This window comes from Paenarthrobacter aromaticivorans, from assembly GCF_019038615.1.
GTDB lineage: Bacteria > Actinomycetota > Actinomycetes > Actinomycetales > Micrococcaceae > Arthrobacter > Arthrobacter aromaticivorans.
Genome location: NZ_JAHOPC010000003.1, coordinates 90,537 through 111,684, shown reverse-complemented (window position 1 = coordinate 111,684; position 21,148 = coordinate 90,537). Strand labels below are relative to the sequence as shown.

Genomic DNA, 21,148 nt, shown 5'->3' with positions numbered 1-21,148 from the left:
CTTCCGGACGATCCGAATCGAGCCTCACATGACCTCAGGAAGCCTCGCTGGAGGGCACCAGCCCAAGCGGCTGATCGTCGTCGGAAGCGGCATTGCGGGGCTCTACTCAGCCCTGCTTGCCGCCGAAGCCGGAGCCGAAGTGGTGCTGCTCACTAAAGGCGCGCTCGCGGACAGCAATACGTACTTGGCCCAGGGTGGCATCTCGGCTGTCCTGGATGAGCCGGCCCCCGGGGATACCGTTGCTGCCCACATCGCCGATACCCTCAATGCCGGCGCGGGCCATTGCGATGAGGAAGCCGTGCGGGTCCTGTGTACCGAGGCCCGGATGGACATTGCCGGGCTTGGACGCTTCGGCGTCCGTTTCGACCTCGACGACGACGGCGATCCCTCCCTTGGACTCGAAGCCGCCCACTCTGCCCCGCGTATCCTCCACGCCGGGGGGGACGCCACAGGTGCCCGCGTTGCAGCTGCCCTGATCAAGACGGTGTTGGACTTCCAGACGGCTGGAAGAATCCAGGTGATCGGGCATGCGCAGGTAACCTCACTGATCCAGGATGGCGAGCTGTACCAGGACGTGCCGGGACGCGGCCGCGTGATGGGGGTGAACTTCCTCCATGAAGGCAGGGAAATGGCCCGCTACGCCGATGCCGTGCTTTTGGCCACCGGGGGCGCCGGTCAACTGTTCGCACAAACAACCAACCCGTCCGTAGCCACAGCCGACGGGCTCGCGTTGGCCTGGAGGGTCGGAGCCGAGGTGTCCGACCTCGAATTCTTCCAGTTCCATCCCACGTGCATGGTCCGTGCTGGGGATGCCCTTGAGGCAGAAGAAAACACTGACCCTCTGCTCATCTCCGAAGCTGTCCGCGGCGAGGGTGCCATCCTCGTGGACGCCACCGGACGCCGGTTCATGGCCGATTACCACCCGGACGGCGAGCTTGCCCCAAGGGACGTCGTCTCCCGGAGCATAGCCCTGCACCTTGCGGCGCTCGGTGACCCCAACGGTCACGTGTTCCTCGATGCAACCGTGATCGAGGAACAGCGGGGGGAAGGCTTCCTTGAGAAGCGCTTCCCCACCATCAGCGAACGCACACGCCAAGCCGGCTTGGACTGGAGCCGTGAGCCCGTCCCCGTCGCTCCAGCGGCGCATTACTGGATGGGTGGGGTGGTGACGGACCTTTACGGCCGCACATCTGTTCCTGGGCTGCTGGCCGCTGGTGAGGTTGCCTGCACCGGAGTCCAAGGCGCTAATCGGCTGGCCAGCAATTCGCTGCTTGAAGGGCTCGTTTTCGGGCGGCGGGCTGTGAGTGCGTTCCTGAGGGACCGCGACGCAACAACGGCGCTGTCGGGGTCTCCGGCGCCGCTCAGAATGGAAGGCGCCTCCGCCGGTTTCGATTTCGTGCCGTCGGCGGGGTTCTCCCGGAACGCGCTGCGCCGGTTGATGACTGCCAAGGCAGGCGTGCTCCGCAACGGGGTCCTGCTGGCGGAGGCCGAAGCCGGGCTGGATTCCTGGGCCGAGGCCGTCCTGCCCCTGAGCGCGCCGGTCTCCTTGGACCCCAGGGTGCATGAGGACGCTAATTTGTTGCTCGCGGCGCAGTTGCTGGTGCGTGCTGCGCGGGAGCGGCGGGAGTCGCTTGGGGCCCACTACCGCAGCGATGGCGTGGCGGAACCAGCCGCCGTCGACGATTTTGACAAGCGTTACACCATGAGCCGGAAAGCGAGCCTCGTCAATGACTGACCTGACCTCCACCACCAACCTGACCCTTCCCACGGCACCCGTCCGGGACATCCTGGAAAGGGCCTTCGCGGAGGATGCGCCCAGCGGTGACATCACCTCACAGCTGCTCATCCCCGCCGGGGCACGTGCCACTGCGGTACTGAACGCCCGAGTCCCGGGCGTGTTCAGCGGTGGAACGGTGTTCCGCGACGCCATGAAGCTCGTCGACCCGGATACGGACGTCCAGTTGCTGCTGGCCGACGGTGAAGCGTTCGACGCCGGTACCCACCTCGCCCGCGTCACCGGCAGTGCACGCTCGGTACTGTTGGCGGAACGGGTCGGACTCAACCTGGTGCAGCGGATGAGCGCCATTGCCACAAAGACCGCAGAATTCGTCAGGCTTGTTGAGGGAACGCGCGCCCGGATCACGGACACACGCAAAACGACACCTGGCTTGCGTGTCCTGGAACGCTATGCCGTGCGCTGCGGTGGGGGAGCGAACCACCGCTACAGCCTGTCGGATGCCGTCCTGGCAAAGGACAACCACTTGGCTGTCATGACCGGCGGCGACCCCGCAAGACTGACTGAACTGCTCGTGGCCGCCAAGGCCCAGCTGGGACACACCACTCACTTTGAAGTTGAGGTTGACCGGGCAGATCAGATTGAACCCGTTCTGGCCGCTGGAGTGGACACCATCATGCTGGACAACTTTTCCATCGATGAACTCAGGGCAGGCGTCAAGCAGGTAGATGGACGGGCAAATGTGGAGGCCAGCGGAAACGTCAACCTCAACACAGTGGCAGAGATCGCGGCAACGGGCGTAGACGTCATCTCCATCGGCGGGCTGACGCACAGTGTTTCGGCACTGGACCTCGGGCTGGATATCGAACTGCGAGCTGATGCAGAGCTGGAAGCAGTCTGAGTTCCATGATCTTCCTGGACGCTGCAGCCACCACACCTGTCCGGCGCGAGGTGCTCGAAGCCATGTGGCCGTACCTCAGCGGCGAGTTTGGCAACCCATCCAGCCACCACAGCCTGGGTGAAGCGGCGGCCACGGCGCTCGCAGAGGCGAGATCCGCCGTCGCGAAGGTGCTCAATTGCCGCGCTGGCGAGGTGACCTTTACCTCGGGCGGCACGGAGGCTGACAACCTGGCCGTCAAGGGAATCGCACTGGCCCGGCATGCGGTTGATCCCTCGCTGAATCGGGTAGTGATAAGCGCCATCGAGCATCCTGCGGTGGAAGAATCCGCCCGCTACCTCGAACGCGTGCATGGCTTCACGGTGGACGTGGTGCCGGTGGACCGGGATGGACTGGTCACGGTGGACGCGCTACGCGCCGTCCTTCGGCCGGAAACGGCCATGGTGAGCATCATGTATGCGAACAACGAGATTGGTACGGTCCAGCCCGTCGCGGACCTTGCTGCCGTAGCCCACGGGTTTGGCATCCCCTTCCACACTGACGCCGTCCAGGCGGCTGGCTGGCTGAGCTTGGACGTCAAGGCCCTGGGCGTAGATGCCCTGAGCATTTCCGGCCACAAGCTGGGCGCGCCCAAGGGGTCCGGTGTCCTGTTTACAAAGGGCCGGACGCGCGTGGAGCCGTTGGTTCATGGTGGAGGCCAGGAACGGGGAAAGAGGTCCGGAACAGAGAACGTGGCCGGGGCCGTGGCGTTGTCCACCGCCCTGACTTTGAGCCTTGGCGAGCAGCCGGAGCTGGCCTCGCGGGTTTCCGGGCTGCGGGAGCGGTTCGTCTCGCACATCCTTCAAACCGTCCCGGGTGCCATTCTGACAGGGCATCGAAGCCAGCGGCTGCCATCGATCGCATCGTTCTGCTTCCCTGGAACCAGCGGCGAATCAGTCCTGCTTGAGCTGGAACGCCTGGGCGTGGTCTGCTCCAGCGGCTCGGCATGTGCTGCCGGATCTGACGCGCCGTCACCGGTGCTGCTGGCTTTGGGCATTGTCCCGGAGATAGCGCAAACAGCCGTGCGGTTCAGCTTCGCCTCAACTGTTACCGAAGCCGAACTCGAGCAAGCTGCCGGAGCCGTGGAAGCCGCCGTCGGGCGTGTCCGGAACCTGGCGTCTCCCCAACACAACTAGTCACACGTGGCGGGCGCGGCGGAAAATCCAGTGCCTCAAGAGGGTGAACCGGACGCCCGTGGCGACGAAGCCGGAGAGCGTCGTGGTCCAGAGTTCTTCACTGACAGTAGCCTCGGGGTGGATGAGATGCAGGATGCCCAGGCTCCCGCCAGTGATGACCAAGGCAATGCCTATGACGATCAGCCCATGCATGTGGTCCTGGCCGCGTTTCCTGCTACCTCTGATCTTGAAGGTCAACCTGCGGTTCAGCGCTGTATTCATGAAGGACGTGACGATCAACGCCACGGCGTTGGCAAGCTGCGGGTCAATCCAGGGACGCAGCAGCGCATAGAGGGCAAGCGAACTCGCAGTGCAGAGAATACCGACGCCGGTGAAGCGAAGCAGTTGCCGCACCACAGGGTACTTGAGAAGGCCGCGATGCCTCTTCCTGGCAGGCTTCTGTAAGGGAGGCGGCCGCAGTTCGGCGGCGTCTGCGGCTGTCTCCATGAGGTTAAGCCTGACACACTATGCGGGCACGTCCTCCCAGGAAGCCGTAGTGACGGGGTTGGAGAGCTCCCCGATTCCTTCCACGCGGCACACAACGGTGTCACCTGGCTGAATGCGCGCGCATTCGGCGGGGAAGCCAGTCAGGACCAGGTCGCCGGGGTGGAGGGTCATGAACGAGGTCAGGTAGACCATGATCTCGTCCACTTTCCAGCCGAGGTCCGCCGTGCTGGCGGGTGTGAGGCCAGTGCCGTTGTGGACGATCCCGATGGAAAGATCTGCGGCGTCCAGGTCGGTGACGATCCACGGACCTGCAGGTGTGAAAGTGTCCTGGCTCTTCGCGCTGATCCAGAGTTCGTCGGTCTTTTGGAGGTCGCGTGCAGAGACATCGTTCCCGATGGTGTAGCCGAGGATTGCCGAACCCGCCGTTTCCAGCGTCAGGCCCCTCGCTGTACGTCCGACGACGACCGTCAGTTCGGCTTCCGGGTCAACATGACCAACGTTCGAACTCAGCTGGATCGCTTCGCCGGAGCCGATCACGCTGGATGCGGCCTTGTGAAATGCCTGTGGTGGAAGGTCCCTGCCAGCTTGCCCGGTGTTGTGGGCCATACCAAGGACGTTGGCCGGCACTGAAGGTGCGAGGAAAGTGAAAGAACCCTCGCTCACCCCAGCCCCTTTTTCCCAACCGTGCCGCGAGGGGCTACTCGCGTTTGCCCTTGATGCCCCGAAGGGCGAATCGATAACAATCCACTGCTGCCCGGCCGCGGAGTCGAAGTCCAGGGCGTCGTTGGCAACGAAGAATTGCTCGTTGGGATCCTGTGTATCCAAGGGCCGGACGCGGGCGATACGACGGGGAAGGGGAAAAGTCATGATGACATCCTACGTCCTGCAACAGGTTGTGGGGCCCGCTTTACGCCCTAAGACCCCACGTAAGTGCGCAGACGTGGCCCCGCATGGCGTCAGGCAAGCTGCGCCGATCCGAAAGCGACGCTGAAACGGTCACACCAGAGCACTACCGTTGACAGGCCGGAGAGGTCCACTCCAGAGGGGATGACATAGTTCTGGTTGCCGTGCGTGGCCTTGATCGGGCCGAGGTCCACATACCGACCCGAGCGGTACTTGTACCAATCGCCACCTGCTTCAAGGCTGCTGAGCCAGACCTTGACGTCCGGGCCATCGCTGCTGGCCAGGTTTTCCAACCTCAGCACACGGGAGCCATCGGGCAGTTTCAAGAGCTGTGCAGTACCAGAAGTCTGATGCTCCTGGGATTGGAAATTGCCGAAGCCCAGCACCACAGGATCGGTCTTGGCTGCCGGGGTTGAGGCAGACGTGGTGGGGGCTGGCGAGACGCTGGCCTGTGCATCAGAAGTTGGCGCATCAGAAGTCTGTGCATCGGAAGTCGGTGCAGTGGAAGGGAACGCCGATGTTGAGGCGGGAGGAGCGAACGGCAGGGCCTCGTTCACGCTACTGCTCGTGAACAGCCGCCAGGGCTGGAACAGCGCGGCCCCTGCGATGACCAGGACCACGACCGCCACGCCCACTGTGGTGGCAAGGATCTTGTGGGCACGGATCATCCGCCCGATTCTGTTCATGCTCCAAGGCTAGGCTTTTACGGTCTGTCGCGGGGGTTCCGGAACTTACGGTTCCGTGACGCTGTGCCGCCGTTGGACACGGCAGGGCGCCTGGCTTCAGGTGGCGTTAGCCTTCTCCCAAATACAGCTCACCCACTGGTACCTCGGCTGCGAGCCGGTTGGGCGGTCCGGCAAGGGGGCACGCCCAGGCTTCGTTGTACGCGCAGGACGGGTTGTACGCGAAGTTTAAGTCCACGATGAACTCCTCCTGTTCATCGATGCGGCGAACGCCGTGGTAAGCGCCCTTCACTGTGTCCAAAAGGTATCTTCCGGCGCCGTAGCTTCCACCCTCTTTGCCGGCGGTAGCGTCGCGTAAAGGCACAAAGATGCCGCCGCCGTAGCTTCGCAGCCGCCAAACGGCCAGGGATCCGAGTCCCGGCAACTCAAAGGTTCCAATCCGCACGAACGGAACTACGCCGTCGGTCCCTGTTTCAACATTCATTTCCTGTCCAGTGCCCTCCGGTGACAACGGAACGTACATCCGGAAGGCGGGATCGTAGTCGGCCGTGCGCAACCCGGAGAAGGATGCTTTCATCTCTGCTGTCAGGGCGGACGCGGGATGGGTAGCAAACATCCGGTCGCGCTCCTGGCGCCAATAGTTGTGTGCATCGAACGGATCCGTGGCCGCCAGCTGCCGTACTTGGTCATAGAGGGCGAAGGTCCGAAGCCGCCAATCCGCAACGTCAACGGCGGACATGGTGGGCATGTTGTCCTCGAATGCGTCATGCTGATCGGGAGCCATGTCTTCAGCCTAGTACGCCGTCAAATCCCGTGTCGGACCTTACCCGCCGATAAGCTGTGCGCATGAACGGCACTGTCCACCCGAACGGCACTGTCCACCCGAACAGCAGGACGGCGAAGCTTCGGCTAGGCGCATTGGTACTGGGTGCGGTCCTGCTTGCGACTACAGCGGCCTGTTCCACTGAAAACAAGGGGCCACAGGTTTCCCAGACCTCCGACTCCCATCCCAACAGTTCAGAGTCGGGCCTCTCGTCCCCGGACGCCGGGTCGAAGAGTACGACGCCGTCAGGAGACGCCGTCTCCAGCTCACCGTCCGCCACACCCGGCTCAAGTGCTGCAGCCAGCTCTGACCCGAGCCCGGCAGCCACGGCATTGACCTGGAAGACTTACACGGACCCCGCCAAAAAGGTCAGTTTCGAACTCCCTGGCGATTGGATTGCCCAGTCGGTCACGGCTGAATCTGGTTCACTGCCAGGTGCCCTGAAGGTCGAAGTGAAAGATGGCGGGGGCCGATACATCGCGACACTGCAGACAGGCCTGCCACCTGCAGGGCCAATCGCTTGCCCCACTGGCCAAAGCCATCCCTACATTGTTATCAGCAGCGTGCCACTGGATGTTCCACACTCCGATGGTCCGGACACCATCGATCCCCGCGTCGTTTTCCGCGTGATCCAAGGCTACAAATTCTTCGGATCCTATGGCATAACCAACATGGTGGCTGGCGCCGACGGCCAGGCCTGCGAACTGAGGAACCGTGTTCAGGGACCTTCCGGCAAGGGCGACTACTCTTTCGGGGATGTCGCAGCGGTCCATGCCTTCGCCGCCGATGAAAAAGTAGCCCCGGCAAAGACTTTTGACACGTTGGACCTGGCCGCGAAGTACGTCGCCCATGATTCTGAATTCGCCAACGTCCAACGGATGCTACTGTCTCTGAAGGTCAATCTGTAGTCCTGCGGTTGGCTGATCCATACAACGGTGGCATCGGGGGCTGTCCCGCCGCAACCCACCCCGGAGATCAATGGAACGCAACGTTGCTGCCAAGCTCGTTTTCAAGACTGTAGCCAACACGAAAGTGGCCATGGCCATCGCCGTGGCCAACAATCCGGGGTACGAGTCAGTGACGGAAACACTCTCCATCACTGTGGATGGGAACGAGATTCCCTTTGCTGAACTCAGCGACAATCACGGGGGCCGCTTCCAATACATGGAATTCGCGGAGCCCAGCGAAGTGACGGTTGACTACCAAGCAAGTGTCCATGGCTTCGCAGACCGGGACACACCCTCTCCAATGGAACTCATCCGGTACGTCCGGCCTAGCCGCTACGCCGAATCTGATCGGTTGCTGCCCACCTCTTACGCCGAGTTCGGCAGCCTTGGCGGGGCCGAACTGCTCCACGCTGTCCGCGATTGGGTCAATGGAGAGCTGCGCTACGTCAGTGGATCCTCGCGGGGAACCGACGGGGCGGTGGAGACGCTTCTCCACCGCCGCGGTGTATGCCGTGACTTCGCCCATTTGGCCATTGCCCTGCTCAGGTCCAAGGATGTCCCCGCCCGCCTCGCGGCCGTGTACGCACCAGGTCTGAGCCCCATGGACTTCCACGCTGTGGCAGAGGCGTACATCGAAGGTGAATGGCACATCATCGATCCCACTGGGCTGGCGCCCCGCGAGTCCATGCTTCGCATCACGGCAGGAAGGGATTCTTCAGATACAGCCTTCTTGTCCACGGTGGGTGGCAGCCTGTCGCTGAAGACCCTCAAAGTCAGCGCATCAGTCAACGGTGAGCTCCCAATGGAGGATCCACGGCAGCTCGTACGCCTGCGCTGAGATCGCGGAGAGCGGCAGGCCTAACCGTGCGTTGCCTGGTGTCCTGCCACCGAGGCCCGCAGCTTTTCCGTAAGCCGCAACAGCTCGCGCTGCTCCTCCACAGTAAGCGCCGGCCCGACGAGTTGGGCAATGTCACGCACGTGTTCCCGACCAATCGTTTTCTGCAACTCGCTGCCTGATTCGGTCAGGGACAGCAGCACTCCACGGCCGTCGTCGGGCGCTGTTGTCCGTTCCACCAAACCGCGCTTCTCCAGACGGTCCACCAAACGGCTCAGGCTGGACTGGCTCAACAGCACTTTGTCATTGATCTCGTTCAACCGCAGCTGTCCGGAAGGGCATCGCGAGAGCGTGAACAGGACGTCATACTCCTTGACGGGCAGGGACTTGAACGCCGGACCTGATTGAAGTTTCCGCATCACCGCCACCTGGGAGCGGAAGAGCGACTCCCAGGTCTCGGCGGCGAGGCGAACGGCGGAGGACGCCGAAGGTCTGGACATCAGGCCTCCTGACCCTGGGCTCCAGCTGGAGCGGACTCGTTGACGCTTGCCTCCATGGCCGCAGCAACGCGGGAAGCGTGGGTAGGCGCGTCCGGCACGTTGGCCGGCTTCAAGGCAGCATATTCCTTGCGAAGCACGGGAAGGACTTCCTCGCCGAAGAGGTCAAGCTGCTCCAGTACGGTCTTCAGGGGCAAGCCTGCGTGATCGATCAGGAACAACTGCCGCTGGTAGTCGCCAAAGAACTCACGGAAGGTGAGCGTCTTCTCGATGACTTCCTGCGGACTGCCCACGGTCAGGGGTGTCTGGGAGGTGAAGTCCTCCAAGGAAGGACCGTGACCGTACACCGGTGCGTTGTCGAAGTACGGGCGGAACTCCTTGACGGCGTCCTGGGAGTTCTTCCTCATGAAGAACTGGCCACCCAAGCCCACGATTGCCTGGTCGGCCGTGCCGTGCCCATAGTGCTCGTAGCGCTCGCGGTAAAGGCCGATCAACTGCTGGTAGTGCTCCTTGGGCCAGAAGATGTTGTTGGCGAAGAAACCGTCGCCGTAGTAGGCAGCTACTTCGGCGATCTGCGGCGTGCGGATGGACCCGTGCCAGACGAACGGGGCAACGCCGTCCAAGGGACGCGGTGTAGACGTGAAGTTCTGCAGGGGTGTGCGGAACTTGCCCGACCAATTGACCGTATCTTCGTCCCACAGCTTGCGGAGCAGGCTGTAGTTTTCGATCGCGAGCTCGATCCCGTCCTGGATGTTCTTTCCGAACCAGGGGTACACAGGCGCTGTGTTCCCGCGCCCAAGCACCAAGTCAACCCTGCCATCGGAGAGATGCTGCAGCATCGCGAAGTCCTCGGCGATCTTGACCGGATCATTGGTGGTGATCAGGGTTGTGGCCGTGGACAACGTGATGCGTTCGGTCTGGGCTGCGATGTAGGCCAGGGTGGTGGTGGGGGAGGATGAGAAGAACGGCCGGTTGTGGTGCTCGCCAATGGCGTAGACATCCATGCCGATTTCTTCGACCTTTTTGGCGATGGCAACGGAAGCCTTGATGCGTTCGTTCTCCGTGGGCGTGCGGCCCGTGGTGGGGTCAGTGGTGATGTCACTGACGCTGAATACGCCGATCTGCATGATGTGCCTTTCTCCCTGCCCGTGGTCCCGGGCTCTGTAAGCAGTGTATCTCAAACTAGATGCATTTGCATGTATCACTGCCTGTAACAGGGCAGGGCCGCGAATTGTTCCCGGCCCCGTTGGCTGCTGATGCGGCTCTACTCCGCGGGGTTGTTAGCCGCCCGGCGTCCCGTAATCCGGGGCACCATGCCGGTGGTCCAATCGGCGAAGTCGTCGTTGCTGTTCCCGCCATTTCCCATACCGGGTGTGACTTCGGGACGGTGTTGCAATTCCTTCAGGAGTTGCTTTTTCTCTCGGCGTCCCTCTACCAACTTGTATAGGACGGGGACCAGGATGAGTGTCAGCGCCGTCGAGGACACCAGGCCGCCGATCACGACGATTGCCAGCGGTTGCGAAATGAAACCACCGCCACCAGTGAGGCCCAGGGCCATGGGAGTCAGCGCGAACACTGTTGCCAATGCCGTCATCAGGATGGGCCGCAGGCGCTGACGGGCGCCGTGGGTAATGGCATCGGCCACGCTCATACCCGGCGTGCCGTTGTGGGGTTTGCGGTACTGGTTGATGAGGTCGATCAGCACGATTGCGTTAGTGACCACGATGCCAACCAGCATCAGCATGCCAATGAGCGATGGCAGCCCCAGAGGAACGCCCGTAGCCAAGAGCAAGCCCACAGCGCCTGTCGCGGCGAAGGGAACAGAAACCAGGAGGATCAACGGCTGCACCAACGATTTGAAGGCAGCCACCATAATCACGTAGACGATCGCGATCGCGGCCAGAAGCGCCAAGCCAAGCTGACGGAAGGACTCGGCTTGCTGCGTCGTGGCACCACCAATGGCAGCTGTTACGCCAGCAGGCAACTCAACGGACGCCAACCGCTTCTGCACCTCCGTGCTGACGCTGCCCAAGTTGGACCCCGACGGCGTCACTGTTACCTTCGCGGTCCGCTGGCCGTTGCTGCTCGTGATGGACACAGGCGTGTCGACTTGTTCGACGGTGGCGATACTCTCCAGCGTCACAGGACCACGCGCCGTCGGGAGTGGCAGTGCACGCACCGCGGTGATGCTGGTGAAGCGTGTTCCCTTTCCAATCTGGACGGGGTAGTCGTTGGTCTCGATGCGTACCGTACCTGCGGGGACCGGGCTGACGGTCGACGCCAGGAAAGCCCCCACTTGCTCCTCCGTCAGTCCGGCGGCCACTGCCTTCGCGCGATCCACGCGCACTTGGACCACGGACTGGTTCGCCGAAAGGTTGGTGGACACCTCGGTGCTGCCGGGTACGTCCTGCATCGCCTTGACCATGGCGTCACTTGCAGACTGGAGATCAGCGGCATTGGCGGCTTTGATGGTGATGTCCACCGTGGATGATGTGCCAAATCCGCCCTGCTGGGAACCCACACTGATCTTGCCCGCCGCACCCTGGAGCTTGGAGCGGACATCATCCTGAAGCTTCTTCTGGTTCGCTTTCTCGTCCGTAACGATTGTGAAGGTCGAGTTGGAGGAGCCAGTGGACGTTAGCGCGGCGAAACCGGACTGGGCGTTACCGGACGTCACTTGGACGTCTTTGATGCCATCCATGCCACGAAGCATGTCCTCCACCTTGGTGGCTTCATCGCTGGTGGCCTCCAGGCTCGTTCCGGCCGGAAGAACCTGGCGCACTGTCATGCTGTTCTCGCCGGATCTCCCCAGCAGGTCCGTGGCAAGTAGCGGCGATACCGCGACCGTCGCCACCAGCACCAAGGCCGCCGCAGACAGGGTAAGGACAGGGTGCTTCTGCGTCTTCGCGAGGATAGGCAAATAACCTCGCTGGAGCCGGCTACGCTGCTCGGCCTCCCGGGCCTTCGCCGCAGCCTCGTTGCGCGTCATTGACGCTTCGGCATCTTTGCGCGGCGAGGGAAGGAACCAGTAAGCCAGGACGGGAACGATCGTGAGGGAAACAAGCAACGATGACAACAGGGCGATGGTTACCGTCAGGGCAAAGGGCCGGAACAACTCGCCTGCCAGGTCACCCACAAACGCGATGGGCAGGAAGACAGCCACTGTGGTCAGGGTGGATGCAGTGATAGCGCCGGCAACTTCCCGGATGGAGGTCAGGATGGCAGCCAGCTTGTGCTCGCCATAACTCAAGTGCCGCTTGATGTTCTCAATCACCACGATCGAATCATCAACGACGCGGCCGATTGCGATGGTGAGCGCACCGAGAGTGAGGATGTTCAGCGAGTAGCCCGTGGCGGAAATGCCAATGAACGTGATCAAGAGGGAAAGCGGGATCGATACCGCGGTAACCAACGTGGACCGAACGGACATAAGGAAGACGAGGATGACAGCGACAGCAAAGCCCAGGCCAAGGAGCCCTTCGGTAGTGAGGTCCTTGATGGACTTCTCTATGAAGGGAGCTTGGTCGAAGACGGGCGTGAACGCAGCGTTGTTCCCCAACTCTGCTTCCATCGGCGCAAGTGCATCCCGCACCGCGTGCGAAATCGCCACGGTGTCACCTTCGGGCTTCTTGGTGACTGACAGCGCCAGCGTTGGCTTGCCATTTGTGCGCGTGATGGACGTGGCGGGGTCGTCCTCGATGCTGACGTCAGCCACAGTTCCGATGGTGGCGGCATCCTTGGCACCCGATATCGGCAAGCCCTTAATGACGTCGAGGGAATCAACCGGGCTGCCGAGTTGCAGGGACAGGGTTTTGCCCTGGTCCTCTATGGTTCCCACAGGAACCAGCGTGCCGTTGTTCTTCAGTGCGCTGCTGATCGACTGGATGGACGCACCCTTCGCCATAAGATCGGCAGTGCGGGGCTGGATCAGGATGTGCTGCTTGGAGCCGCCAGTCAGATCGGCGCCACGCACGCCGTCGATCTTTTGCAGTCGGGGAACGCTCAAGCGCTGGAGGTCGGCATTGAGTTCGCTGAGCGGTTTGTCCGAGGAGACAGCCAGGAACACGATGGGGAAGTCACTGATGTTGCCGGCAATGGATTGAGGTTCGACGTCGGCCGGAAGAACGCGTTTGGCGTTGGAAATCGCGCGGTCGATCTGATTCCGTGCACGGTCAAGGTTCGAGCCGTACGTGAACACCATGGTGATCTGCGAAACACCATTGCGGGACGTGGAGGTGGTGGACTCGAGTCCCTCGACGCTGTTCAGGGCCGTCTCAAGGGGCCTGCTCAGTTGTTTGTCCACCACTTCGGGAGAAGCGCCGGGCATCGAGGTAATGACCGTGATCTGCGGGAACTCGATGGACGGAATGAGTTCCTGCTTGAGCGAGCCCATGGTGATCACGCCGAACACCGCCGCAAAGACGGTGATCAGCGCGATCAGGGCCCGGTTTCCCAGGGACAGCGTGGCCAGGCGGAACATTGCATAGTCTCCTGGGATCTACGGAATAATTCGGCTGACGGTAACCGGCCGCAGCTCCGGATGGCCTAGCTTTGGAGGGCGTTGGCCACTTCCAGTTGCAGCGACCGTGCAGTGCTCGCTTCAAGCTCGGCGGCAAGCTCAGGGTTCTCGTTAAGCTTCACGCCGTAGCCGGGCATCATGTCTTTGAGCTTGGACTGCCAACCCTTGAAGTTCTTGGGGAACGTCTTCTGCAGCAGTTCAATCATGATCGGAACAGCAGTGGAGGCTCCCGGAGATGCGCCCAGCAGCGCACCGATGGATCCATCGCGGGAGGCAATGACTTCGGTGCCGAACTGCAGGACGCCGCCCTTTTGTGGGTGCTTCTTGATGATCTGGACGCGTTGGCCTGCAGTGATCAGCTCCCAATCACCGCCGACCGCCTCGGGATAGTACTCACGCAGGGATTCCACCTTGGCCTCGTGGCGCTTGGCCACCTCTTTAATGAGGTACGCAGTGAGGTCCATATTGTCCTTGGCCACTGCCAGCATCGGAATAATATTCCCCGGGCGGATGGACAGCGGGAGGTCCAGGTAGCTGGAGGTCTTCAGGAAGTTCGTGGAGAAACCAGCGTACGGCCCAAAGAGGAGGGAACGCTTGCCATCAACGAACCGGGTATCCAAGTGGGGGACGGACATGGGTGGGGCGCCAACGGACGCCTGGCCATAGACCTTGGCGCTGTGCTGCGAGGTGATGGACTGGTCTGTGCAGCGGAAGAACTGGCCGGAGACGGGGAATCCGCCATAGCCCTTGCTTTCCGGGATGCCTGAGGCCTGAAGCAGGTGGAGCGCGCCACCACCGGCGCCCACGAAGACGAACTTGGCGTGGATGCGGCCGTGTTCACCTGATTTTGGGTGTTTGAGGGAAAGATCCCAACCGCCACCTGATGCACGATGGATGTTGGTGACGTCGTGACCAAAGTTGACTTCGGCGCCGGTGTTCCGCAGGTAGCCGGTCAGTTCACGGGTCAGTGCGCCGAAATCGACGTCGGTGCCTTCCGCCGCACGGGTAGCGGCAACGCGCTGCTTGCGGTCCCGGCCCTTGACGATAAGGGGCGCCCACTTGGCGATCTTGTCCTGGTCCTCGGTGTATTCCATGCTGCGGAACAGCGTGTTGGGCTTGAGGGCCTCGTACCTGGTCTTCAGGAAGTTCGCGTGGTCCTCGCCGATGACAAAGCTCATGTGCGGAACAGTGTTGATGAAGCCCTTGGGGGAGCCAATGACATTGCTGTCCACTAGATGGGACCAGAACTGGCGCGAAAGTTGGAACTGCTCATTGATGTGGATGGCCTTGGAAGGATCCACGGAGCCGTCCTTGGCCGCGGGGGAGTAGTTAAGCTCACACAGCGCAGCATGTCCGGTGCCGGCGTTGTTCCATGGTCCGGAGCTTTCGAGTCCCGCTTCATCGAGTCGTTCAAAGAGGGAGATGGTCCAGGTGGGTTCGAGTTGCTTGATGAACGCACCAAGGGTGGCACTCATGATTCCGCCGCCAATAAGGACGACGTCGGCATGTTGAGTCTTGGAAATGAAGGTCACGATCAATCTCCGTTAGCGGCGGCACTGGCTGTCACAGAATATCCCCGGGCAGACGCAATACTGAAATTACAGGGAATCGTCAAGGCTTTAAGCGGACGTTTGTGAAAACTTCGTTGAGGACAGGTGAAGCGGGATAGCTTTCCACCTTGTCGGACAGGGCAAGCGCAGAGATAGGGAAGGCTATGGGCACGGCCGGTACTGACGCCGCTATCTCGGCATTGATGGCCTGGTACTGGGTGTTGCGGTCATCGCCGTCGGGCAGGGCGCGGGCCCGCTCGATCTTGTGGAAAACTTCCGAATCCGTATATCCGAACTCACCCCTGGCCTCGCCGAAAAGCGGGCCCAGGAAGTTGTCAGCATCCGCATAGGAGCCATTCCATCCCAGGAGGTGCAGGGCGTGATCGCCAGGGGACTGCACCTTTTGGAGATAGCCGTCCTCCCAGTCCACGGGAACCGGCTTGATATTGATGCCGACGGCTACCAGCTGTCGGCTGATCTCGGCATAGATCTTCTCTGGCGTGGGCATGTAGGCCCGCGTGGCGTTCAGCGGATAGTAGAACTTCAGTTCCTCGCCTTTGTAGCCGGCCTTCTCCAGAAGCTCCTTCGCCTTCTCAGGGTTGTATCCCAAAGATGGGGCATTGTTGTTGAAACCACTGAGCTTCGGGGGAACAAATTGTGAAGCTTGCGCCGTGTTGTCTATGAAGAACCTGCGGATAAGCGATTCTTTGTCAATAGCCATCTCGATGGCCTGGCGGACTTCCAGCTTGTCCAAAGGTGCAACCGCTTGGTTCATGCCGAGGTACATCACCGAGAACGGGTCACGCTGGATGATCTGGACACCCTTTTTGACCAGTTGATCGAAGGTTCCGGACGTCACTAGATCGTAGGCGTCGATCTTGCCGTCCAGGAGCGCTTGCTGTCGCGTTTCGGCGTGGTCGTAAGGAATGAAGTTGATAACGCCGATTTGGCCCCTGTTGCCCCAGTAGCCCTTGTAACTGGTCAGCGTGATCTTGTGTTCGTCCCAGGCAGTGAATACGTAAGGACCTGTCCCCACCGGATGGCCGGCGTATGCGGACACTGCCTGGCCATTTTGCACCTTGTCCAGGACGTTGGCCTTCTGCCCTTCCAAGGCGGTGGGGGAGGAGATCGCAAAGGCCGGCAGCGTCAGGGCCTGCAGGAAACCTGTGAAGGGCCGGGTGAGGTTGATCTGGACGTTGCTGGCGGAAACAACCTTGCAGTCCTTGAAGATCGAAAACACTGGCTCGTCTGAATATGCCTTGAAGACGCTTTGGAACGAGATTCCTGGCGCTTGTTTCCTCAGGTCGGCGGGGAACGTGAACCAGCGGTTGAAGTTGGCGCAAACGGCGGCGGCATCGAACGGCGTTCCATCATGGAAGGTTACTTTTTCACGGAGCTTGAAGTCGTAGCTCAGCCCGTTGTTGCTGTCTTTCCATTCCGTGGCGAGCAGGGGGGTAGTCTGCCCGGTGGTGCCGTCGACGCCTACAAGTCCCTCAAGGACCTGGCGGGTCACGCGATATGACTCCGAATCTGCTGTCATTGCAGGGTCGAGGCCCAACGGCATGGATGCTGTACCGAAATTAAAGGTAGCCGTCGGCTCCGCGACTGCCGTGCTGCTTGCCGACGATGAGGCCGCGGGTCCCGGCGTTCCGGTACATGATGCCAGTCCCAAAATCACGAAGACTGCCGTGAACAGTATTCCCAGCCGCCGTATCATGCTGCTTGCCACTCTTGTCCCCTCAAGCCGGTCGGAAGTGCTGTGGCCGGCTTCGGCCAGACCGCATTCCAGTCTAGTTGAACGCCCCCGGTGCCGGTTCAGGCGCGTTGCGGGCATGGTCCCCGTCTGCTTGAGGAAAGAACACCCCCGGTCCGAATGAAATGCTCATCGAACCGGGGGTAACTGTGTGCGCAAGGGGGGACTTGAACCCCCACGCCCGAAGGCACAGGAACCTAAATCCTGCGTGTCTGCCAATTTCACCACTCGCGCTGGCCGGCCACTGGACTGCCCAATGGGCTGACCGGAGCCTTCTTCCGGCCTCCAGTGTACCCGCTACTTGTCGAGTTTGAGGTCGCGACGAAGCTTGGCGACGTGCCCCGTGGCTCGGACGTTGTACTGGGCCAAGCCGACCTTTCCGTCCGGATCCACCACGATGGTGGAACGGATGAGGCCCATGTAGGTGCGGCCATAATTCTTTTTCTCGCCCCAAGCGCCATAGGCATCGGCCACCGAATGCTCTGCGTCCGAGAGTATGCGGAACGTCAGCTGTTCTTCCCCCGCGAACCTGGCAAGTGCTTTCACGGAATCTGGAGAGACTCCCACAACTTCATAACCAGAAGTCTGGAGGGATGCGAGGTTGTCCCTGAAATCACAGGCCTCCTTGGTGCAGCCGGGCGTAGATGCTGCCGGATAAAAGTAGACAATGACCTTCCGTCCACGGAAGTCGGAAAGACTGACGTCGTTGCCATCTTGGTCTTGAAGTGTGAAGTCCGGGGCTACATCGCCGGGAATAAGACGTTCCGCCATAATTTGCTCCTTGCTAACGTTCGCGACTCCCCAGCTTAGTGGCCAGAAGCAACGGCAGCAGCTTCCGCGCGCATATACTGTCGGCATGCCAGATATGGAGAGATGGCCCACCACGCGATTGCTTTCAACGGCTGCGCGGCTCGTGGAAATCTCATGGAATGAAAAATTGAAGAACATCGGACTGACGCATGCCGGCGTGATCGCCATGGAAGTCCTTGCTGCGAAAGGGCCCATTACGCAGGCTGCTTTGGCTGAAGTTGCCAGGGTCAAAGCGCAGACCATGGGCACTACTCTTGCAAGGCTTGAGCTGCACGGGCATGTCAGTCGTCAGCGCAGCGACTCGGATCGCCGCAGTCACGTTGTGACGCTCACCGACGCCGGCTCTGCAGCTTTGGCCGAAGCGGTGCGGCTTGAGCAGGACGTGCTCGCCTTGGTTGAGGTCGATACCGCCCGGCTGCGCGACGAACTCAAGATCGTCGTCCGGGGCCTTGCCGGAATACCCGCGCTTGACGGCTCGGCGGGGGATGCCAACCCACAGCTTTGAGGCCGACCCGCCCGAACGAGGCCAATTGAACGTGACTTATCCGCTGACCCACGCCGGTAAAGAAATTTCCGGGCATGGGAAAGCAGAAAAGACGACAGGAAGCAGTAAAGGCTCCGGATCGTAGCAACGATCCGGAGCCTTTAGTATTCTGTGCACCCCCCGGGACTCGAACCCGGAACCCATTGATTAAGAGTCAATTGCTCTGCCAGTTGAGCTAGAGGTGCAGCTATTGTTTCGGTCAATACGAAGGAGTCATATTCTCCATTGACGTCCGCAACGACAGATAACTCTACACCACATTTTGACCGCCGCTAACCAGCATCATCCCGGCGTGATGCATTCCACGATGAGTAGTGTCCGGGCGCAATGAAGTAATGAAAAAAGGCCTTGGAGTGAATATCACTCCAAGGCCTTCCCTTGGTGCACCCCCCGGGACTCGAACCCGGAACCCATTGATTAAGAGTCAATTGCTCTGCCAGTTGAGCTAGAGGTGCAGCTGTTGAATTCGACCAAACCCGGGGGCTTTTGTTCCCTCGGCGATCTCCGCAACGACATGTAACTCTACACGACTTCGGCGGATGAGGGAAATCGGCGGTACCAAGGGATCTTGATTCACGATGAGGGTCTCAAAATCAGCGCAAAATCAGGGTTTCTGTTGTTGCTGAGGACCCACAGCGTCCTGTCGGGAGCCTTGGCGACGTCCCTTAGTCGACCATACTCACCTGTGAAGTAAGCCGCAGGCGAACCCGCATTCTCGCCGTTAAGCGGGACGACCCAAAGCCGTTCGCCGCGAAGGGCGCCCGTGTAAGCCACGCCGTCGACAATTTCCAATCCGCTGGGCGACGCGTCAGAGGTTGAAGGCCAAACAACCTTGGCATCAATGAACCCGCTGCGGCCCGGGGCTCCCGTCACTGTGGGCCAACCATAGTTCCCGCCAGGGGTAATCAGGTTCAGTTCGTCGTCCACGTCCGGACCAAACTCGCTGGCCCACAACCTTCCTTCGCTGTCCCACGCCAAGCCCTGAACATTCCGGTGTCCATAGCTATAGACAGGGTTATCACCGAACGGGTTGCCCGGAGCGGCGCGTCCCTCAGGAGTCAGCCGCAGGATCTTTCCGCCCAAGGCGTGTGTATCCTGCGGCTGTTCCCGGCGCTGCGAATCGCCGGTGCCCACATACAGGAATCCGTCAGGGCCAAAGCGGATACGGCCGCCGTTATGGGTCGAAGCTTTTGATATGCCGGAAAAGACCACTTCAGGGCTGCCAAGCCTCAAAGTGCCTCTTGGCTCTTCCGACAAGCGCATTCTGGCGATCCGGTTGTCGGTGGCCGAGGTGAAGTAGGCGTAAAGCCAGTGGTCACTGGCGAAGCCAGGAGACAGGGCAAGGCCCAGAAGCCCACCTTCACCACCAGGCACGACGCCGGTAACCTCCCCGATGGTGGTTGTCCGGCCGTCACGGATGCTTTTGACCTGGGCCGAATCGCGTTCTGACACGATGGCTGTGCCGTCCGGCAGGAAGACGACGGACCACGGAAGCTGCAAGCCGGCGTCGAGCTTTTGCTGTATCTCCAGTTTTTGTGGAACGGCAGGCGGTACCGACCCCGAGGTGGTGCCGGCGCCTGGCGACACGGGGATGCTGGAGCTGAGGGAGCCGCCCGGGGTGGCCGCGGAACCGGGCGACGACGGACTACCCGTGCAAGCTGCCAGCAGAAAAGCCGCAAGAAAGAGGACCGCAGCCCGGGTGGGCACTAACCAGCAGAAAGGGGTGGCGGGTGGGCCGTCGGCCTTTACTGCAAATCTGCCCATATCGCTCTCCTGCGAACGATCCTCGGAAGTGAGTCAGTTTTTCTGCGGGGCAATGCCGCTTCCGGTCAATGCGATTTCGGTTCCGTACCTGTCCCGTAATGTACCTCTTCCGGTCAGTGCCTGTTCCGCGGAGGAGGGCGGAACCCGGCCGCTTCCGCATGCGCGGCCGACTCAAACCACACATCCGCGGTAGCTTCGGCGTAGCCGGCGGTATCTTCATCGTGGTAGGTCATGGTCGAAGCGTCGGCCTTCACTGGGTAGCCCTCGGGGCTACTGCCGTCTGCTGCGGCTCCTGCTGAGCCAACCCCATAAGGATGCTCGGCGGCGAGATGGCCCGTGGGTGCAGCTGAATCGTCGTCCTCCGTTTCAGCAGCTGCGGTTTCCGCTCCCGCCAGCGTGGCCGAGTGTTGATCGGTGTATTCGTGGTGGTGGACCGCACTGCCGCTTGCATCCGTCCACGAGGATTCCCACTCAGCCTTATCTGCGGCGTTGGCGTCTGCGGCGTTGGCAGCTGACTCGTCCGCCGTGGGCGCGTCATCGGCGCGCGTTACATCATCCGCGGTCACTCCCTCAGTGGATTCGGAAACCGTTGGTTCGGAAACCGCTGGTTCGGAAACTACGGGCTCCGCCACTGCGGCCTCGGAAACCACTGGCGCCGCTACTGCTGGCTCGGCCGCCCTGGGTGGAGATGCCGTCGTTCCGGTAGCCTCCCAGTCATCCACATCCCCGGCAGTGACCTGTGCCTCCGTGTCCACCGCATCCGTGTCCACCACTGGTTCATCGACCACTGGTTCGTCGACCTCGGGCATTTCCACGACAGGTTCGTCCACCGGCGGTCCAGCTTCGGTTTCGACTCGCGATTCCATACTCGATTCGACGGGGCCGCTGCCCTCAGCCGCTGCCTTCCCCATATTCGTGACGCCAGCCAGGCCCGCTACCCCAGCCACCGCCGCGGCGGTATCGGGCATCGACATCGTGTCGCTGGGTTCCATGGCAGCTGGCGCGGCAGTGCCCGGCCGTCCGGGAGCCCCGGTGCCAGGTGCAGCGCCCGATGATGCAGTTGAGGAATTCCTGGCGTTGTTGCGGCTCAGGAGCCACCAAACAATCGCGACGATCAGCACAATAACAATGACCCAAATCAACCAGTCCATGGTGAGGCCCTTCTGCTCACAGGGTGCAGTTAGTGGTATTTCCGACGTTACGTGGCCGCAATTGGGGTGTCCAGC

The 21,148-nt window shown here is 61.3% G+C and carries 18 protein-coding genes and 3 tRNA genes; 6 read left to right on the top strand and 15 right to left on the bottom strand.

What is annotated here, in order from left to right; all coding sequences use genetic code 11:
• The first annotated feature begins 28 nt into the window (after positions 1-28).
• From nadB to KSW38_RS07160, 3 genes are read left to right on the top strand one after another with little or no spacing between them, the layout of a single operon-like run.
• Entirely contained in the window at positions 29-1,735 is a 1,707-nt protein-coding gene (gene nadB, locus KSW38_RS07170) for an L-aspartate oxidase (RefSeq protein ID WP_216923910.1), read from the top strand.
• Positions 1,728-2,636 carry a carboxylating nicotinate-nucleotide diphosphorylase gene (nadC, locus tag KSW38_RS07165; RefSeq protein WP_216923909.1) on the top strand — a complete coding sequence of 303 codons (909 nt, stop codon included), beginning with the start codon at positions 1,728-1,730 and terminating at the stop codon, positions 2,634-2,636. The genes nadB and nadC overlap by 8 nt, the downstream gene beginning before the upstream one ends.
• A 5-nt stretch (positions 2,637-2,641) precedes the next feature.
• Positions 2,642-3,808 (top strand): cysteine desulfurase family protein, encoded by a 1,167-nt coding sequence (locus KSW38_RS07160; protein ID WP_216923908.1) that lies wholly within the window; start codon positions 2,642-2,644, stop codon positions 3,806-3,808.
• Here KSW38_RS07160 and KSW38_RS07155 read toward each other — a convergent pair whose 3' ends face one another.
• The 4 genes from KSW38_RS07155 to KSW38_RS07140 all read right to left on the bottom strand — a co-directional run bounded on the left by KSW38_RS07155 (position 3,809) and on the right by KSW38_RS07140 (position 6,664).
• A complete protein-coding gene (locus KSW38_RS07155) occupies positions 3,809-4,294 on the bottom strand; it encodes a GtrA family protein (protein ID WP_216923907.1) in 486 nt (161 codons plus the stop codon).
• An 18-nt stretch (positions 4,295-4,312) separates the two neighbouring features.
• Positions 4,313-5,161, bottom strand: a complete 849-nt coding sequence (locus tag KSW38_RS07150; protein WP_216923906.1) for a fumarylacetoacetate hydrolase family protein — start codon at positions 5,159-5,161, stop codon at positions 4,313-4,315.
• Positions 5,162-5,250: 89 nt separating this feature from the next.
• Positions 5,251-5,883 (bottom strand): DM13 domain-containing protein, encoded by a 633-nt coding sequence (locus KSW38_RS07145; protein WP_216923905.1) that lies wholly within the window; start codon positions 5,881-5,883, stop codon positions 5,251-5,253.
• 106 nt (positions 5,884-5,989) lie between these two features.
• Entirely contained in the window at positions 5,990-6,664 is a 675-nt protein-coding gene (locus KSW38_RS07140; RefSeq protein WP_216923904.1) for a DUF1684 domain-containing protein, read from the bottom strand.
• A gap of 62 nt (positions 6,665-6,726) precedes the next feature.
• Between KSW38_RS07140 and KSW38_RS07135 the strand changes: the two genes are divergently transcribed.
• Together KSW38_RS07135 and KSW38_RS07130 are read left to right on the top strand one after the other, a co-directional pair.
• Positions 6,727-7,611: a hypothetical protein gene (locus KSW38_RS07135; RefSeq protein WP_216923903.1), complete on the top strand. Its 885-nt coding sequence runs from the start codon at positions 6,727-6,729 to the stop codon at positions 7,609-7,611.
• A gap of 70 nt (positions 7,612-7,681) precedes the next feature.
• Entirely contained in the window at positions 7,682-8,488 is an 807-nt protein-coding gene (locus KSW38_RS07130; RefSeq protein ID WP_216923902.1) for a transglutaminase-like domain-containing protein, read from the top strand.
• A 20-nt stretch (positions 8,489-8,508) separates the two neighbouring features.
• On the opposite strand, the gene KSW38_RS07125 is transcribed toward KSW38_RS07130, so the two are convergent.
• From KSW38_RS07125 to bcp, 7 genes are all read right to left on the bottom strand, one after another.
• Complete coding sequence (locus KSW38_RS07125; protein WP_216923901.1) at positions 8,509-8,985, bottom strand: MarR family winged helix-turn-helix transcriptional regulator; 477 nt, start codon at positions 8,983-8,985, stop codon at positions 8,509-8,511.
• On the bottom strand, positions 8,985-10,109 hold the full coding sequence (locus KSW38_RS07120; RefSeq protein WP_216923900.1) for an LLM class flavin-dependent oxidoreductase: 1,125 nt from the start codon (positions 10,107-10,109) through the stop codon (positions 8,985-8,987). Before KSW38_RS07120 ends, KSW38_RS07125 begins: the two co-directional genes overlap by 1 nt.
• Before the next feature lie 137 nt (positions 10,110-10,246).
• Positions 10,247-13,462 carry an efflux RND transporter permease subunit gene (locus tag KSW38_RS07115; protein WP_216923899.1) on the bottom strand — a complete coding sequence of 1,072 codons (3,216 nt, stop codon included), beginning with the start codon at positions 13,460-13,462 and terminating at the stop codon, positions 10,247-10,249.
• A 65-nt stretch (positions 13,463-13,527) separates the two neighbouring features.
• A complete protein-coding gene (locus KSW38_RS07110; RefSeq protein WP_216923898.1) occupies positions 13,528-15,033 on the bottom strand; it encodes a malate:quinone oxidoreductase in 1,506 nt (501 codons plus the stop codon).
• Between the two features lie 79 nt (positions 15,034-15,112).
• Entirely contained in the window at positions 15,113-16,780 is a 1,668-nt protein-coding gene (locus tag KSW38_RS07105; RefSeq protein WP_308169299.1) for an ABC transporter substrate-binding protein, read from the bottom strand.
• A gap of 176 nt (positions 16,781-16,956) precedes the next feature.
• A tRNA-Leu gene (locus KSW38_RS07100) sits at positions 16,957-17,038 on the bottom strand.
• A gap of 63 nt (positions 17,039-17,101) precedes the next feature.
• On the bottom strand, positions 17,102-17,575 hold the full coding sequence (gene bcp / locus KSW38_RS07095) for a thioredoxin-dependent thiol peroxidase (protein ID WP_216923897.1): 474 nt from the start codon (positions 17,573-17,575) through the stop codon (positions 17,102-17,104).
• Positions 17,576-17,660: 85 nt separating this feature from the next.
• Between bcp and KSW38_RS07090 the strand changes: the two genes are divergently transcribed.
• Entirely contained in the window at positions 17,661-18,119 is a 459-nt protein-coding gene (locus KSW38_RS07090; RefSeq protein WP_254186192.1) for a MarR family winged helix-turn-helix transcriptional regulator, read from the top strand.
• 151 nt (positions 18,120-18,270) lie between these two features.
• Here the strand turns inward: KSW38_RS07090 and KSW38_RS07085 are convergent.
• From KSW38_RS07085 to KSW38_RS07070, 4 genes are all read right to left on the bottom strand, one after another.
• Positions 18,271-18,343: transfer RNA gene (locus KSW38_RS07085), tRNA-Lys, on the bottom strand.
• 194 nt (positions 18,344-18,537) lie between these two features.
• Positions 18,538-18,613 (bottom strand) — tRNA-Lys (locus KSW38_RS07080).
• Between the two features lie 118 nt (positions 18,614-18,731).
• Complete coding sequence (locus tag KSW38_RS07075) at positions 18,732-19,922, bottom strand: PQQ-dependent sugar dehydrogenase (protein ID WP_216923896.1); 1,191 nt, start codon at positions 19,920-19,922, stop codon at positions 18,732-18,734.
• Between the two features lie 113 nt (positions 19,923-20,035).
• The gene (locus tag KSW38_RS07070; RefSeq protein ID WP_254186191.1) at positions 20,036-21,073 is read right to left on the bottom strand and encodes a sunset domain-containing protein; all 1,038 of its coding nucleotides are present in this window, start codon (positions 21,071-21,073) and stop codon (positions 20,036-20,038) included.
• Positions 21,074-21,148 lie beyond the last annotated feature (75 nt).

What these genes read in the sequence shown, in the direction of transcription:
- KSW38_RS07135 (WP_216923903.1), top strand. Translation starts at nt 6,727, where the DNA reads ATGAACGGCACTGTCCACCCGAACGGCACTGTCCACCCGAACAGCAGG.
- KSW38_RS07140 (WP_216923904.1), bottom strand. Translation starts at nt 6,664, where the DNA reads ATGGCTCCCGATCAGCATGACGCATTCGAGGACAACATGCCCACCATG.
- KSW38_RS07130 (WP_216923902.1), top strand. Translation starts at nt 7,682, where the DNA reads ATGGAACGCAACGTTGCTGCCAAGCTCGTTTTCAAGACTGTAGCCAAC.
- nadC (WP_216923909.1), top strand. Translation starts at nt 1,728, where the DNA reads ATGACTGACCTGACCTCCACCACCAACCTGACCCTTCCCACGGCACCC.
- KSW38_RS07115 (WP_216923899.1), bottom strand. Translation starts at nt 13,462, where the DNA reads ATGTTCCGCCTGGCCACGCTGTCCCTGGGAAACCGGGCCCTGATCGCG.
- KSW38_RS07125 (WP_216923901.1), bottom strand. Translation starts at nt 8,985, where the DNA reads ATGTCCAGACCTTCGGCGTCCTCCGCCGTTCGCCTCGCCGCCGAGACC.
- KSW38_RS07155 (WP_216923907.1), bottom strand. Translation starts at nt 4,294, where the DNA reads ATGGAGACAGCCGCAGACGCCGCCGAACTGCGGCCGCCTCCCTTACAG.
- KSW38_RS07150 (WP_216923906.1), bottom strand. Translation starts at nt 5,161, where the DNA reads ATGACTTTTCCCCTTCCCCGTCGTATCGCCCGCGTCCGGCCCTTGGAT.
- KSW38_RS07120 (WP_216923900.1), bottom strand. Translation starts at nt 10,109, where the DNA reads ATGCAGATCGGCGTATTCAGCGTCAGTGACATCACCACTGACCCCACC.
- KSW38_RS07160 (WP_216923908.1), top strand. Translation starts at nt 2,642, where the DNA reads ATGATCTTCCTGGACGCTGCAGCCACCACACCTGTCCGGCGCGAGGTG.
- KSW38_RS07075 (WP_216923896.1), bottom strand. Translation starts at nt 19,922, where the DNA reads ATGGGCAGATTTGCAGTAAAGGCCGACGGCCCACCCGCCACCCCTTTC.
- nadB (WP_216923910.1), top strand. Translation starts at nt 29, where the DNA reads ATGACCTCAGGAAGCCTCGCTGGAGGGCACCAGCCCAAGCGGCTGATC.
- KSW38_RS07070 (WP_254186191.1), bottom strand. Translation starts at nt 21,073, where the DNA reads ATGGACTGGTTGATTTGGGTCATTGTTATTGTGCTGATCGTCGCGATT.
- KSW38_RS07090 (WP_254186192.1), top strand. Translation starts at nt 17,661, where the DNA reads ATGCCAGATATGGAGAGATGGCCCACCACGCGATTGCTTTCAACGGCT.
- KSW38_RS07145 (WP_216923905.1), bottom strand. Translation starts at nt 5,883, where the DNA reads ATGAACAGAATCGGGCGGATGATCCGTGCCCACAAGATCCTTGCCACC.
- bcp (WP_216923897.1), bottom strand. Translation starts at nt 17,575, where the DNA reads ATGGCGGAACGTCTTATTCCCGGCGATGTAGCCCCGGACTTCACACTT.